Annotated in this window: 14 protein-coding genes; 7 read left to right on the forward strand and 7 right to left on the reverse strand. The window is 66.5% G+C overall.

The features are described 5' to 3' along the window. Positions 1-25: 25 nt before the first annotated feature. Together V2L32_RS08225 and V2L32_RS08230 are read right to left on the reverse strand one after the other, a co-directional pair. Positions 26-604, reverse strand: a complete 579-nt coding sequence (locus V2L32_RS08225) for a 50S ribosomal protein L15e (RefSeq protein WP_331236003.1) — start codon at positions 602-604, stop codon at positions 26-28. 123 nt (positions 605-727) lie between these two features. Further along, a complete protein-coding gene (locus V2L32_RS08230) occupies positions 728-1,504 on the reverse strand; it encodes a TrmB family transcriptional regulator (RefSeq protein ID WP_331236004.1) in 777 nt (258 codons plus the stop codon). A gap of 139 nt (positions 1,505-1,643) precedes the next feature. Here V2L32_RS08230 and V2L32_RS08235 point away from each other — a divergent pair, with 139 nt between their 5' ends. Beyond that, a complete protein-coding gene (locus V2L32_RS08235; RefSeq protein WP_331236005.1) occupies positions 1,644-2,552 on the forward strand; it encodes a serine/threonine-protein kinase RIO2 in 909 nt (302 codons plus the stop codon). Positions 2,553-2,568: 16 nt separating this feature from the next. On the opposite strand, the gene V2L32_RS08240 is transcribed toward V2L32_RS08235, so the two are convergent. From V2L32_RS08240 to V2L32_RS08250, 3 genes are read right to left on the reverse strand one after another with little or no spacing between them, the layout of a single operon-like run. After that, complete coding sequence (locus V2L32_RS08240; protein ID WP_331236006.1) at positions 2,569-3,414, reverse strand: VOC family protein; 846 nt, start codon at positions 3,412-3,414, stop codon at positions 2,569-2,571. Positions 3,415-3,461: 47 nt separating this feature from the next. After that, positions 3,462-3,929, reverse strand: a complete 468-nt coding sequence (locus V2L32_RS08245) for an MOSC domain-containing protein (RefSeq protein WP_331236007.1) — start codon at positions 3,927-3,929, stop codon at positions 3,462-3,464. Next, the gene (locus V2L32_RS08250) at positions 3,926-4,708 is read right to left on the reverse strand and encodes a creatininase family protein (RefSeq protein ID WP_331236008.1); all 783 of its coding nucleotides are present in this window, start codon (positions 4,706-4,708) and stop codon (positions 3,926-3,928) included. Before V2L32_RS08250 ends, V2L32_RS08245 begins: the two co-directional genes overlap by 4 nt. A 99-nt stretch (positions 4,709-4,807) precedes the next feature. On the opposite strand from V2L32_RS08250, the gene V2L32_RS08255 reads away from it, so the two are divergent. Next, positions 4,808-5,152, forward strand: a complete 345-nt coding sequence (locus V2L32_RS08255; RefSeq protein ID WP_331236009.1) for a hypothetical protein — start codon at positions 4,808-4,810, stop codon at positions 5,150-5,152. On the opposite strand, the gene V2L32_RS08260 is transcribed toward V2L32_RS08255, so the two are convergent. After that, positions 5,149-5,541 carry a CopG family ribbon-helix-helix protein gene (locus tag V2L32_RS08260; RefSeq protein ID WP_331236010.1) on the reverse strand — a complete coding sequence of 131 codons (393 nt, stop codon included), beginning with the start codon at positions 5,539-5,541 and terminating at the stop codon, positions 5,149-5,151. The genes V2L32_RS08255 and V2L32_RS08260 overlap by 4 nt on opposite strands. Before the next feature lie 99 nt (positions 5,542-5,640). Between V2L32_RS08260 and V2L32_RS08265 the strand changes: the two genes are divergently transcribed. The 4 genes from V2L32_RS08265 (at position 5,641) to uvrA (ending at position 11,589) form a co-directional block, all read left to right on the forward strand. After that, positions 5,641-5,781 carry a hypothetical protein gene (locus tag V2L32_RS08265; RefSeq protein ID WP_331236011.1) on the forward strand — a complete coding sequence of 47 codons (141 nt, stop codon included), beginning with the start codon at positions 5,641-5,643 and terminating at the stop codon, positions 5,779-5,781. 161 nt (positions 5,782-5,942) lie between these two features. Beyond that, positions 5,943-8,003, forward strand: coding sequence for a primary-amine oxidase (locus tag V2L32_RS08270; RefSeq protein ID WP_331236012.1), 2,061 nt, complete (start codon positions 5,943-5,945; stop codon positions 8,001-8,003). A gap of 165 nt (positions 8,004-8,168) precedes the next feature. After that, positions 8,169-8,462: a GYD domain-containing protein gene (locus V2L32_RS08275; protein WP_331236013.1), complete on the forward strand. Its 294-nt coding sequence runs from the start codon at positions 8,169-8,171 to the stop codon at positions 8,460-8,462. Positions 8,463-8,640: 178 nt separating this feature from the next. Next, positions 8,641-11,589 carry an excinuclease ABC subunit UvrA gene (gene uvrA, locus V2L32_RS08280; RefSeq protein ID WP_331236014.1) on the forward strand — a complete coding sequence of 983 codons (2,949 nt, stop codon included), beginning with the start codon at positions 8,641-8,643 and terminating at the stop codon, positions 11,587-11,589. A gap of 42 nt (positions 11,590-11,631) precedes the next feature. Here the strand turns inward: uvrA and V2L32_RS08285 are convergent, their stop codons facing one another. Beyond that, positions 11,632-12,702 carry a hypothetical protein gene (locus V2L32_RS08285; protein ID WP_331236015.1) on the reverse strand — a complete coding sequence of 357 codons (1,071 nt, stop codon included), beginning with the start codon at positions 12,700-12,702 and terminating at the stop codon, positions 11,632-11,634. 122 nt (positions 12,703-12,824) lie between these two features. Between V2L32_RS08285 and V2L32_RS08290 the strand changes: the two genes are divergently transcribed. Then, positions 12,825-14,012 (forward strand): MFS transporter, encoded by a 1,188-nt coding sequence (locus V2L32_RS08290; protein ID WP_331236016.1) that lies wholly within the window; start codon positions 12,825-12,827, stop codon positions 14,010-14,012. Positions 14,013-14,037 lie beyond the last annotated feature (25 nt).

The raw sequence follows: 14,037 nt of genomic DNA on the forward strand, positions 1-14,037 counted from the left end.
GCTCCGTACGAAAACGGTCGATCCGCTACTTCCGACTACTGCGGCTCGGGCGGGTCTTCTCCGTCCCCTTCCCGCGTTTTCTCAGCCCGCGGGACTTCCGCCCGGCGCTCGTCTTGCCGCGGAACGCCCGGCTCTTCTGTCCACTGTCACAGATCCAGTTCAGGTCGTCGTCGTTCTGGATCGCGGGGTGTTCGGGATCCGCGAGGATCACCTCGAACCACTTCTGTGAGCCGTCCTCGCCGACCCAGTAGGAGTTCAGTACTCTGAGGTTCCGGAACTTCCGGCTCGCGCGCTCCTCCGCGATCGACTGGAGGTTCTTGCGGCGGGTGATCCGGGTGACACCCTGGCGCTTCGAACGCCGGCCGGCGCGGAAGCGGCTCTTTCGGGCCGTCCCCTTGCGGACGCTCACGCGCGCGACGACGATGCCCTGTTTCGCCTTGTAGCCGAGTTCGCGCGCGCGGTCGAGCCGCGTCGGGCGCTCTACCCGTTCGATCGCGCCCTGTTCGCGCCACTCCTGTTTCCGCTGCCACTGGAGCTCTCCGAGTGCGCCCTCGTCCGGGCGCTTCCATGCCTCCCTGATGTGTGAGTAGAAGCTTCGTGCCATCGTGTTTCACCACGGGCGTTTCGTGGTTCAGCCGCGGGTGCGGCCACATCCCGGCCCGTCGCGCGACGGGTGCCCGCTGGTGCCCGTCTCCAGCGAGTCGTCCGAACTACCCCGGAGACGCGTTTAAGAGCTTCGAACCGCGCCGCTCGACTCGTCGAAGAGGCTCGCGAGGATCGTCGCGAGCACGGTCGCGAGACCCGTTCCCTCGCTCCAGATGGCGGCCTCCTGCCCGCCGCTGTCGCCCTCCGTGAGGACGCTCAGCAGGACGGCGTCGCCGTCGGCGACCAGCAGCCGACCGCCGTGTCTCGACTGGTCCTGCTCGGGGGGGTAGTACGTCCCTATCTCCCGTCCCTCGAACAGCTCGTGTACCTCGGGGCTCTCGCTTATCACCTGTACCGAGAGCCCGCCCCGACGTTTCTCGACGAGCGCGTCCCGGATCGGATCCGGAACGAGCGTCACGTCGCTCGCGCCGAACAGGACCGTCGCCTCCGCGTCGCCCACGAGCTGTTCGACACGGGCGTCGACGTGTTCGCGACCCTGCAGCGACCAGACGTCCTCGCGCTGTTCGCCCTCCGGGTCGAAGCGTTCCTGGGCCGTCTCGAGGTAGTCGAACGCCCGGTCCCGTTCCTGCTCGAAGCGCTCGTGGAGGATCGTCCTCGCCTCTTCGATGCTCACCGGCCGATACCGCATCGGTGAGGACTGCTGAATCTCGACGAGGCCCTGCTCCTCCAATGATTCGGCCGCGCCGTAGACCTGCGATCGGGGGATCTCGGCCAGTCGATAGACCTCCCTCGCCGTCCCGTCCCCGAGCGTTTGGAGGGCGATGAACACCTTCGCCTCGTAGTTCGAGAGCCCGAGCCGTTCCAACGCCTCGACTGCCTCCTGCCGGTCGATCGCCATGTGATGTCTGTCTCTCGGGTACTCCGCCCGGGGGGATGAAAGCAGTTTCCGTCGGGCCCGTCTCCGGGTTTACTATCGTGGTATACGATTTACGAGCCGTGACGGGTCCCTTTTACCGACCGCTGTCGTAGCGTGTGCGATGGCAGGGAACGTCGCGAGCGTGATGGCCGACCTTGAGGCCGAGGACTTCCACCTGCTCTCCGGTGTCGAACACGGGATGCGCTTCAGCGAGTGGGTCGACCGGGGCAAGCTCCCCGAGTTCTCCGGGCTCACCCGCGAGGAGGTCGACTACCGACTCGGCCGAAGTCTCGAACGCAAACTCGTCGAGCGGAAGACGATCCAGTATGAGGGACTCCGGCTGCGGTTCGCGGGCTACGACGCGCTCGCGTTGCGCACGTTCGCGAAGCGGGACACGATCGACGGCTTCGGCGCGCCGCTGGGCGTCGGAAAGGAGAGCGACGTCTACGAGGTCCGTTCGTACCGCTCGCTCGCGTTGAAGTTCCACCGCGAGGGCTATACCAACTTCCGTGAGGTGAACCGAGAGCGCGATTACACCGCGAGTCACGACCACGTCTCCTGGTTCTACACCGCGCGGAAGGCGGCCGAACGGGAGTACGAGGTCCTCGAGGCACTCTACCCCGACGTGCGGGTCCCGCGACCGGAGGACCAGAACCGCCACGCGCTCGTGATGGAGCTGATCGACGGGGTCGAACTCTCGCGCACGCGGCTGACCGACGAGCAGGTCCGACCGATCTGTTCGGCGATCCTCGCCGAGATGGCGAACGCCTACCGCCTCGGCTACGTCCACGCCGACATGAGCGAGTACAACGTCTTCGTGAGCGAGGAGGGGATCACCGTCTTCGACTGGCCACAGGCGGTCCCCACCGACCACGAGAACGCGAGGGACCTCCTCGAACGCGACGTCGAGAACCTCCTCGGCTACTTCGAGCGGAAGTACCCCGGACAACTGGGCGACGTGAACGTGGCAGCGCTCACCGACGCCGTCGCTACCGACTCGTTCGACGGGGTCGGATCGTACGCTGGGTAAATCGTATACGACGATATCAATAGCCGGCCGTCGTGACCGAGACGCGGATCCCGTCCGGGTCCTCCAGTTCGAGTGCGGTTTCGGAGGCCGAGGCGATCGAGTCGCCGGGCACTCGCTCCGCTATCCGCTCGAGGGTGTCCCGGTCGGGAACGACGAGTTCGAACGATGCGAGACCTCTCCCTTTCGGGGGGTCCGACCGACGGTTCCACGTGTTGAGCGCGAGGTGGTGGTGGTAGTCGCCGACGGCGAGAAAGAGCGCCGAGTCCCCGACTGCCTGTCGCACGTCCAATCCGAGGTCGTCGGCGTAGAACGCCCCCGATTCGTCGAGCGAGGAGACCTCGAGGTGGACGTGACCGATCCTCGTTCCCCTCGGGAGGGTCTCCTCGCCAGCGTCGAGCGCACGCAACTCTTCGAGGTCCAGCGGGAGCGTGTCGATCCCCGGGGTTCCGTCGTCCGTCTCGGGCCACTCGCTTCGCTCCCGGTCGCAGTAGATCTCGACGCCGTTTCCCTCCGGGTCGCGGGTGTAGAGCGCTTCGCTCACGAGGTGATCGGACGCGCCGGTGAGCCGCCAGTGCGAGTCGAGCCGTTCGAGCGCGTCGGCCAACGCCTTCCGAGACGGGACGAGAAACGCCGTGTGAAAGAGTCCGGCCTCGCGTTCAGTTCGCTTCGGTGCGTCCGGGTCCTCCACCAGTTCGAGGAGTGGCCGTTCGCCGGTACCGAGCGTCGGTCGCCCGCTCTCGCGGTCCTCGACCACCAGTCCCACGACGTCCGTGTAGAACACACTCGCCCGGTCGAGGTCGTTTACCCTGAGCGAGACCCGTCCGGGGTGCGATCCCGTCGGGAGACTCTCGTCCCGTCTCATACCGGACCTCGACATTCGGCCGGGATAGAACTGCTGGTGGTGACCGTTCACTCCGAATCCGGCCCTGTCACCGCCTCACCGGGTTCGATCCGTCCTCCCTCGAGGACCCGGGCTCGCAGGCCGCCCCGGTGAACGAGCGCCTCCCGAACCCCCTGGGTCTGGAGGTGGCGTTCGAGGTACGAACACGGTTCACAGAGTTCGACGCCCTCACAGAGCGCACTCCCCACCCGAAACCGCTCGCCGACGAGGTGGTTGAGCGCGATCCCCCTCGTCGTGATGTTCCGCCGATGAACGCCCGGTTCGAGGGCGATACCGTACTCGCGTTCGACGGCGTCGATGGCCTCGCGTTCGATCAGCGTGAGGTCGCTCCCGTCTCGCTCGCGGAAGGTCCCCTCGTCGTCGAAGTAGCGGTCGCCCTCGAGCCCCCGGCCGGCGACCGCGTAGATCCAGTCTCGCCCCTCGACCGGCGCGCCCTGTCCCGGGGCGACGTGGATCGCGACGATCCGCCCGCTCATCGCTCCGTCCGCACGCGTGGCTCCGGCATCAGCGTGTCGCGGGGTCGGTCCGCGAGCCACTCACAGAGCCGGCAGAGCTGCTCGGTCGCCGCCTCGAAGATCCGCTCGCCCTTCTCCGCCGTCGCGTCGGTCGGGTCGCCGAACGCCCCGTTCGGGGAGTTGTCCGCCGCGTCGTAGAAGGTGCGTGCGCCGAAGCGGGTGGAGGTCTCCGGCGGATAATCGGGAACGCCGCCCTCCCTGGCCGATTCGAACTCCTCCTCGCGAACCAGCTCCGGCGCGAGGTGCTGGATCATCGCCGTCTCCTTCGGCCCGGCGTGCGGGCCGTTCCGCTCGAAGACCTCTCGTACGAGGTCGGGGATCGACTCGTCCCACATCCACTCGATCGCGTAGGCGATCCCCTCTTCGTGGAGCCGGCGGCCGACCTCGCGTAGATGGACGACGTTACCGCCGTGGGCGTTGACGTAGACGATCCGGTCGATCCCGTGGTAGGTGAGGTTCCGCGAGAAGCTCTCGACGTAGTCGCGAAACGCGGGGGCGTCGACCCACATCGTCCCCGGGAACTGGCGGTGGTGCGGGCTCACGCCGACGGTGATCGTCGGCGTACAGAGGTAGCCGGTCCGGTCGGCCGCCTCCCGAGCCAGTCCCTCCGCGATGAGGTGGTCGGTCGCCTCGGGCAGGTGTGGGCCGTGCTGTTCGGTCGAGCCGAGCGGGACGAGCGCGAGCGACTCCGACTCGAAGTAGCTCTCGAGGTCGGGCCAGCTCTGGTCGGCGAGGTACATCGAGTGGGGGTAGGCACTCCGGATACGTAACCCGATCGTAGTCGCGTCTGACGGGAGGCTGACTGAGATTCATGGTGGGTGCGAGCGAACGGATCGGACATGGATTCGCTCGACCGACGAACGCGAGGTGAGAGCTCCCTTCCGAGCGCACGCGTCCGCTCGTTCAACGTCGGTCTCCTCGCCCTCGGCTCGCTGCTGTTCGTCAACGGCGTCGGTATCGGCATCACGACCGCGTTCGTCCCGTTCGCGGTGAACACGCTGCTCGTCATCGTGCTCTCGACCGGCCTGTTCGTCCTCGGTGCCGTCTGGATCGTTCGCTCCGGCGGGATCGGCTCGAACGGTACCTCGGACGATAACTCCTTCCCCGATCGGGTGCGACGTGCGAGAAACGGACGCTCGTCCGGGACCCGCCGTAGTCGCCACAGCGGCCGTGGCGGGCTCTAGTTCTCGATACCCAACACCATCACGGTCACCCTCCGCACCCGGTCGAAGTCCTTCACCCGGTGGACGAACTCCCTGATCTCGTCGGCCTCGCCCCGACAGAAGACCGTCTCGAGACACCACTCGCCCTGGTGGGTGTGACTCGTCGCTGTAATCACCTCCTGATGTTCGTGTTGGACGTCGTGGAGTGCCTCGATCACGTGGGTGTGTTCGTAGTCGAAGACGACGGCCGCGGCGACCGTTCCACTCACCCGTTCGAGGTCGGTGTGGCTCTCGACGTACTCGGCCATCGCCTCGCGGATCGCCCGCGAACGGGAGTCGAGACCCTCCGCCTGCCACGTCTCGTCGAACTCGCCGAGCAGGTCCTCCGGGACGTTGAGGCTCGTTCGCATGACCGCGACCTCGGGTGCCCCCCGAATAACGTTGGTGTACTACGGCTTCGCTATCCGGGTGATAACACCCGGTTTCCGCTCTCGAACCCCGGGTGAGCTATGGACCTCGTCCCCCTGTTCGCGGGCGTCGTCGGCCTCGGGATCGGCCACCCCACGAGTTCGATCGCGCTCGTGCTCGCCTTCTTCTGGGTCAGTTCGTTCACCGACACCTCGGACGCGACCTGCTCGGGGACGAGATGACGCCGACGCTCCCTTCGCCGCGCTCGCCGAGAAAGGTGTCCTGGACGGTGACGAGGGCTACACGCACGACGACGGGGGGACTGAGCGCCGGGTTCCGCCAGAACACAGCTGAAAGCTAACACGTACCAAGACCCAATACGACTCGGTGGGATAGCGCGCCTATGGCGACGGAGACCACCGAACGAGCCGACCACCCGTACGACCCGCTCTCGGCGTCGGAGATCGAGCGAACGCGGAAGATCCTCGAAGACGAACGCGAGATCGACGACCGCACTCGCTACATCGAGATCGTCCTCGACGAACCCGGAAAGGAGGCGGTCGGCGGGCACGAGGAGAGCGGGACCGAAGTCGAGCGGAACGCCTTCGTGATCCTGCGCGATACGGACGAGAAGACGACCTACGAGGCGACCGTCTCGCTCGATGAGGAGGGCGTAACCGAGTGGAAGGAGCGCTCTGGGGTACAGCCTGCGATCACGCTAGAGGAGTTCGACGCGTGCGAGGAGACGGTGAAGGCGAACGAGGAGTGGCGCGAAGCGGCGGCGAAGCGAGGCGTGGAGGACTTCGACCTCGCGATCGTCGACCCCTGGTCGGCCGGCTACCACCTCGTTCCCGAGGACGTCGACCGGGACCGGCGGCTCGCCCACGCGATGTCCTGGGTCCGAACGAGCGAGGAGGACAACGGCTACGCCCGACCGATGGACGGGCTCCACGCCTGGGTCGACCTCGACGAGATGGAGGTAGTGAAGGTGCTGGATCGGGGCCAGAAGGTCGAGAACGTCTACGAGGACCTTGAGGACGCCCCGTACCGGGAGGACGAACGCGAGCTCCGAACCGATCTGAAGCCGTACAACGTCGACCAGCCGGAGGGACCGAGCTGGAGCGTCGACGGCCGAAAGGTCGAGTGGCAGAACTGGCACCTCCGAGTGGGCTGGACCCAGCGCGAGGGGCTCGTGCTCTACGACGTCGGCTACGAGGATGACGGCGACGTACGACAGGTCCTCGACCGGGCGTCGCTCGCGGAGATGGCGGTGCCATACGGCGACCGCGATCCGAACCACAACTGGAAGAACGCCTGGGACGTCGGCGAGTACAACGTCGGGAAGCTCGCGAACTCGCTCGCCGAAGGCTGTGACTGTCTCGGCTACATGCACTACTTCGACGCGGTGATGAACGACGGCTCGGGCGAGGCGCTGGTCGTCCCGAACGCGATCTGTCTCCACGAGGAGGATTTCGGGACGCTCTGGAAACACACCGACTGGCGTACCGGAACGACGGAGGTCAGACGCAACCGCCGACTGGTGATCTCGTTCGTCTCCACCGTCGGGAACTACGACTACCAGTTCAACTGGTACCTCTACCAGGACGGCTCGATCCAGCCGCAGGTCCGGCTCACCGGCATCGACAGCAACGGGACGGTCGCACGTGGCGAGGATCCGGGCGGCTTCTTCGAGATGCTGGCACCCAACCTGAAGGGGATGGTCCACCAGCATTTCTTCAGTTTCCGCCTCGACGTGGCGGTCGACGGCCGGACGAACGAGCTGTACAGAAGAGAGAACCGCCGAGTGCCGAAGGGACCGGATACGGAGATCAGGTGGGACGGGGAGAGTAGAGGCCACTGGACCGGTGAGAACGGGGTGGAGGGGATCAACCCGACGGGTGCGGCCTTCTACGCCGAGAAGGAGAAACTCGCGAGCGAGCACGAGGCCCAGGAGCTGATCGACTCGTTGAAGGGCCGGTACTGGCAGGTGGAGAACCCCGAGAAGGAGAACTCGCTCGGCCAACCGGTCGGCTACCGGCTCATGCCGGGTGAGAACGTGGAGGCGGCCGCCCAGCCCGACTCCAGCATCATGGAGCGCGCGGGGTTCATCGAGTACCACCTCTGGGCGACCCCGTACAACGAGGACGAACGGTTCCCCGGTGGGGAGTATCCAAACCAGAGCGCAGGCAGGGAAGGGCTACCGGCGTGGACCGAGGCGGACCGCTCGCTCGACGGCGAGGACCTCGTGCTCTGGTACACCCTCGGGGTGAACCACGTCACCCGACCGGAGGACTGGCCGATCTTACCCGTACATATCGCGGACTTCAAACTCGAACCCGTGAACTTCTTCGACGAGAACCCGGCGATGGACGTCCCGCCCGAACACGCGATCAAGGACATACAGGCGCGGCGCGAGGAGAAGTACGACGATCCCGAGAGCGTAGTCCGGTCCGACGACGATTGAAAGGGATCGGCGAAGTGTCCTCTCGTTCTCCGGGTTCCTTCGGACGAAGCGTTCGACCTATGGCAAAAGTTAACATAGGTGCGGACGAACTACGAGAGGCGTTCTTCGCGCTGGGGGGTGGGAGGTGACGTACGTGCCGTGTGGAACGCGAGAGGAGGAATACCAATGCCAACGTACATCCACCTTACCAGTTACACGGGAGAGGGCGTCCAGAACATCGCGGATAGCCCCGATCGCCTCGACGACGCAAAGGAACTCGCCGATTCCCTGGATGGAGAGTTCAAGGATTTCTACCTCACGTTCGGACAGTACGACATCGTTGCCGTCACGGAATTTCCGGACGACGAGACGGCGGCGCAGTTCGCCCTCGGGGTCGCCAGTAGAGGGGCGGTCAGCACCGAGACGCTCAAAGCGTTCCCCGAGGATGAATTCCGCGACGTCATCGCTGACCTACCCTAAGAGCGGGTCTCCTCCAACGGTTTACGAGTCCAGTTTTTCGCTGCTCTCGAATCGACCGAGACGGGGAAACAATGACCGTGGTTAGAAGACACGAACCTTTCCGTTACTCCCTCTCGACCGTTTCCCGCGGGCGTCCGGAACCGATGGGTACATCCGACTCGCCTCCCTGGTACTCCCAATGAGTCGGGATTTTATTGAAGTACGAGGTGCTGCTGAACACAACCTCAAGGACCTCGACGTGCAGATCCCCCGCGAGGCGTTCACGGTCGTCACCGGGCTCTCCGGATCGGGCAAGTCCTCGCTCGCGTTCGAGACGGTCTACGCCGAGGGCCAGCGACGCTACATCGAGTCGCTCTCCGCGTACGCCCGGAACTTCCTCGGCCAGATGGACAAGCCCCAGGTCGAGTCGGTCGAGGGGCTCTCGCCAGCGATCTCGATCGACCAGGACGGCGCGGCGAACAACCCCCGGTCGACGGTCGGCACGGTCACCGAACTCCACGACTACCTCCGCCTGCTCTACGCCCGCGTCGGCACCCAGTACGATCCCATCACGGGAGAGGAGGTCGGCGAGCAGAGCGCCCAGGACATGGTCCGTCAGATCCTCTCGTTGCCCGAGGGAACGAAGGCGATGATCGCCGCGCCGGTCGTCCGCGACCAGAAGGGCGAGTTCGTCGATCTCTTCGACGAACTGGTCTCCGACGGCTACAGCCGGGTCGAAGTCGACGGCGAACAGTTCGACCTCACGGTGGATCGCCCCGAGCTGGACAAGAACTACGACCACACGATCGACGTGATCGTCGACAGAGTGAAGATCTCGACCGAGGCGCGATCGCGGATCGTCGACAGCGTCGAGACCGCACTCGATCGGGCCGAGGGCGTGTTGAAACTGATCGTTCCGAATCCACCGGCGGACCTCGATCTGGGTTCGAACACGCGCTCGACCGGATCGCTCGGTGGCGAGGCCGACGACCGTCTCGTCCTCGAGTTCTCCGAGGAGCTGGGCAACCCGAACAGCGAGTTCCGGTTCTCCGAGATCGAGACGCGTAGCTTCTCGTTCAACAGCCCGCACGGAGCGTGTCCCGAGTGTGACGGTATCGGCGAGACGAAGGAGATCGACGAGGAGCTCGTCGTACAGGACCCTTCCAAGCCGCTCCGCGACGTCTTCGAGCCGTGGAGCTACCGCCGGTCGTACTACAGAAACAGACTCGACGCGGTCGCAGCTCACTTCGGCGTGAGCGTATCTACACCGTGGGAGGAACTCGACGAGGAGGTCCAGCGGGCCTTTCTCTACGGCACGAGCGAGAAGGTCGTCTTCGAGCGCAGCACCCGTCACGGCACCCGGCGGAAGGAGAAGCGCTTCGAGGGCGTGATCCCGAACCTGGAGCGCCGGTACGTCGAGACCGACTCCGAGGGCACCCGCGACCACATCGAGAAGTACATGGCGGCGACGACCTGTCCGGCCTGTGACGGCACCCGGCTGAAAGAGCAGTCGCGCCACGTGCTCGTCGCAGGGACCGCACTCACCGAGGTCAACCGGATGTCGATCGGCGACGCGCTGGCGCACTTCGAGGGCCTCGAGGCCGAACTGACCGACCGCGAGCGGACGATCGCCGAGGAGATCCTCAAAGAGATCCGTGCCCGCCTGGGCTTCATGTGCGAGGTCGGTCTCGACTACCTCACGCTCGACCGACAGGCGTCGACGCTCTCCGGCGGCGAGAGCCAGCGCATACGGTTGGCGACCCAGATCGGATCGGGGCTCGTCGGCGTGCTCTACGTGCTCGACGAACCGTCGATCGGCCTCCACCAGCGCGACAACGACCGGCTGCTGAACACGCTCGAAGAACTCAGAGATATCGGCAACACGCTGCTCGTCGTCGAACACGACACGGAGACGATGCGCCGGGCGGACGAGGTGATCGACATGGGGCCAGGGCCAGGAAAGCGCGGCGGCGAGGTCGTCGTTCAGGGCGAGTTCGACGAGATCTGTGCCCACGAGGGGTCGATCACCGGCGACTACCTCTCGGGACGACGGACGATCCCGGTCCCCGAGGACCGACGCGAGAGCGAGGCGAGCATCGCGATCCGGGGGGCGCGCCAGCACAACCTGAAGGATCTCGACGTCGAGATTCCTCTGGGAACCTTCGTCGCGATCACGGGCGTCTCGGGGTCGGGCAAGTCGACGCTGATGTACGAGGTGCTCTACAAGGCGCTCGCCCGGGAGATGAACGACAACACCTCGGTCGATCCGGGCGCACACGACGCGATCGACGGGATCGAGAACGTCGAGACGGTGCGGCTGATCGACCAGAGTCCGATCGGGCGGACCCCCCGCTCGAACCCGGCGACCTACACGGGCGTCTTCGATTACATCCGAGAGCTGTTCGCGGAGACGAAGCTCTCGCGCCAGCGCGGCTACGAGCGCGGTCGGTTCTCGTTCAACGTGAAAGGCGGACGCTGTGAGGAGTGTGGCGGACAGGGCACGGTCAAGATCGAGATGAACTTCCTCTCGGACGTCTACGTGCCGTGTGAGGCCTGTGGCGGCTCCCGGTACAACGACGGGACGCTCGACGTCACGTACAACGGCGCGACGATCGCCGACGTACTCGACATGAGCGTCGAGGAGGCGCTCGACTTCTTCGAGCACGACCACCGGATAAAGAGTCGACTCCAGCTACTCTCGGACGTGGGCCTCGACTACATGCGCCTGGGCCAGCCGTCGACGACCCTTTCGGGAGGGGAAGCCCAGCGCGTGAAACTCGCGGAGGAACTCGGAAAGCGCCAGACCGGAGACACGCTCTACTTACTCGACGAGCCGACGACCGGGCTCCACCCCGAGGACGAGCGGAAACTGATCGACGTCCTCCAGCGGCTGGTCGACAACGGCAACACCGTCGTCGTCGTCGAGCACGAGCTGGATCTGGTGAAGAACGCCGATCAGGTCGTCGATCTGGGTCCCGAAGGCGGCGAGAACGGCGGCGAGGTGATCGCGACCGGCACCCCCGAGGAGCTCACGGAGATCGAGGCCTCGCACACGGGCCGGTACCTCAGGGATCTGCTCCCGGACGTGGAGTTAGAGGGGCCGCGGTCGGGCGAGCGAAAGGCGGCGAAGGTCGCGGGCGACGACTGAGTAGAGGGTAGATTCGTCCCGGTTACCCACGGGATCTGCGGTTCAGAGCGGTCCGTCGAGCGAGATGACGAGCTGTTCGATCACGACGACGCCGAGGATCAGCACGACCCACGCGGTCCACCGCCCGAGCTCGACGCCGCACCGCCGGAGCCATCGCTGGACGGGTGGGAAGACGACCGACCCGAGGACGGTCCAGCCGACGCCGACGAGGAGGTCCGACCGGATCTCGGGATACGCGAGGTGAGAGACGCCGACGATCACCACCAGGAACGCGACCACGTACGAGACGACCAGCCCCGGCCTCGTCGCCGTCGCGTGTCTCCCGCACCCGACGCAGAACGCCGCGTCCCCGAACGGTTCGTCACAGGTCCGACACGCCCGTCCCTCCCCGGAGGCGCTCCGGTCGCCGTCCGTGGCCTCGTTCCGACGGAGCTTCCGGCGCCGAACGACCGGGTAGGCGATGCCTGCGACCAGCACCCCGGGTAGTCCGAGGAACGCCGCGGCGAACCAGAGGTGCGAGGGCGACCAGTCGACCTCCGAGTCGTGTATCCGTGCGCGGTCGACCCAGACGCCGAGCGAGTACAGCGCGAGCGACACGACGCCGGCGTACGCGACCAGCAGCAGGGCGGATGACCCGAGGAGGAGCGGAGGGACGACGAGGAGCGAGACGAGCACGAGCGGTCCCCCGAGCGCTCCAACGGGCGCGAGGGTCCACCAACGAGAGCGTTCGATCTCCTCGCGCGAGAGCGGTTCCTCCCGCCCGATCCCCGCGAGGCCGACGGCTCGCTTTCTCCGGTAGAGGTAGGCCCCGGCGGTGACGAGCGATATCGGGAAGACGATCGATGCGAGCAGCCACCGACGCGCGTTCGGCTCCCAGCCGAGCCGCCGGACGGCTCTCGCGTCGCAGTAGACGCCGACGGGGACGGTGACGACCACGACCGCCAGCGCGAGGGCGTTCGGGAGGAGGACCGCCAGGAGCGTTTGAACTCCGCCGACGCCCCCGAACGAGGAGAACGACCGAGAGAGGCTCCACCAGACCAGGAGTACCGGAACTGCCAGTGGCGCGAGCCCGTACGCGACGAGGACGAGATACCACCAGCGAGGTTCGTCCATGCCGGGGGTGGGCCCTAAAAGTATAAAAAGTTCGTAACGTCCGGGCGGCGCGCTCCTCGGGAACGTCCGGAAATCACCGCCATCCCAACGGCTACCTCGCTCAGCCCGGTCGGTTTGGCCGGATGGCTCCCGACGGACGACGCCGGATGCTCGCGGTCGCGAGCGCCGCGCTCTTTCTCTCCGTGCTGGTCTGGTTCAACTACAGCGCGGTGCTGCCGTTCGTCGTCGACGAGTGGGAGCTCTCGGGTACCGAGGCGGGGATCGTCTTCGGGGCGTTCCAGGCGGGCTACCTCCTCGCCATCGTCCCCGCCGGCATGCTCGCGGACAGGTACTCCCCACGGTGGGTGATCGCGGTCGGCGCGACGGTGACCGGGATCGGGAGCCTCGCGTTCGCCGCCGGTGCGACCGGGTTCCTCGACGGAACGCTGCTTCGATTCCTCTCCGGGATCGGGATGGCGGGCGTCTACGTCCCCGGGATGCGCTTCGTCGCCGACTGGTACGCCGAGTCCGGCCGTGGGACGGCGATGGGGGTCTACATCGGGACGTTCTCGCTGAGCAGTGGGCTCTCGTTCCTCGTCGCCTCGGGAATCGCGAGCGCGGTCGGCTGGCGGAGCGCCATCGCCGTGACGAGCGTCGGCGCGCTCGCGGTCGCACCGCTCGTCCTCGGCCTCGGCCGGGACGCCCCGGGAGCGACCCGTCGCGACCGGGTGGGTCTCGACCTCGCGGTCCTGCGAAACCGGTCGTACCTCGCGGCCGTCGGGGTCTACTCCTGGCACAACTGGGAACTCTTCGGCGTGCGCAACTGGCTCGTCGCGTTCCTGCTCGTGACGCCCGCGGTCGCCGCGACCGCATCGCCCGCGCTCGTGGCTGGGACGCTCGCGGGCGTCATGATCCTCCTCGGCGGCTTCGGAAATCTCGCGGGCGGAACGCTCTCCGACCGGATCGGCCGGACGCCGGTGATCGCCGTCGCACTGCTCGCGAGCGGGCTGGTGAGCGCCACGCTCGCTCTGCTCTCGTGGCTCCCGCTCCCGGCGCTCGTGGCGCTCGTCTTCGTCTACGGGGTAGCGCTCACCGCCGACAGCGCGCCGACCTCGACGACCGTGACCGAAGTCGTCGCGGACGAGCGGATGGGGACCGCGCTCTCGATCCAGTCGTTCGTCGGGTTCAGTACCACGGTCGTCTCGCCGGTCGCTTTCGGCTGGGCGCTCGATTCTGGGGGGTACGCCCTCGCGTTCCCGACCCTCGCGTTCGGAGCGTTCGCCGCACTCGTCTGCGTCGCGCTCCTCCGCCGGACGGTCGATTCGGGATAGCCCTTTCACCGTCGGTGTCCTACAG

Source organism: Halalkalicoccus sp. CGA53, from assembly GCF_036429475.1.
GTDB classification, from domain to species: Archaea; Halobacteriota; Halobacteria; order Halobacteriales; family Halalkalicoccaceae; genus Natronorarus; species Natronorarus salvus.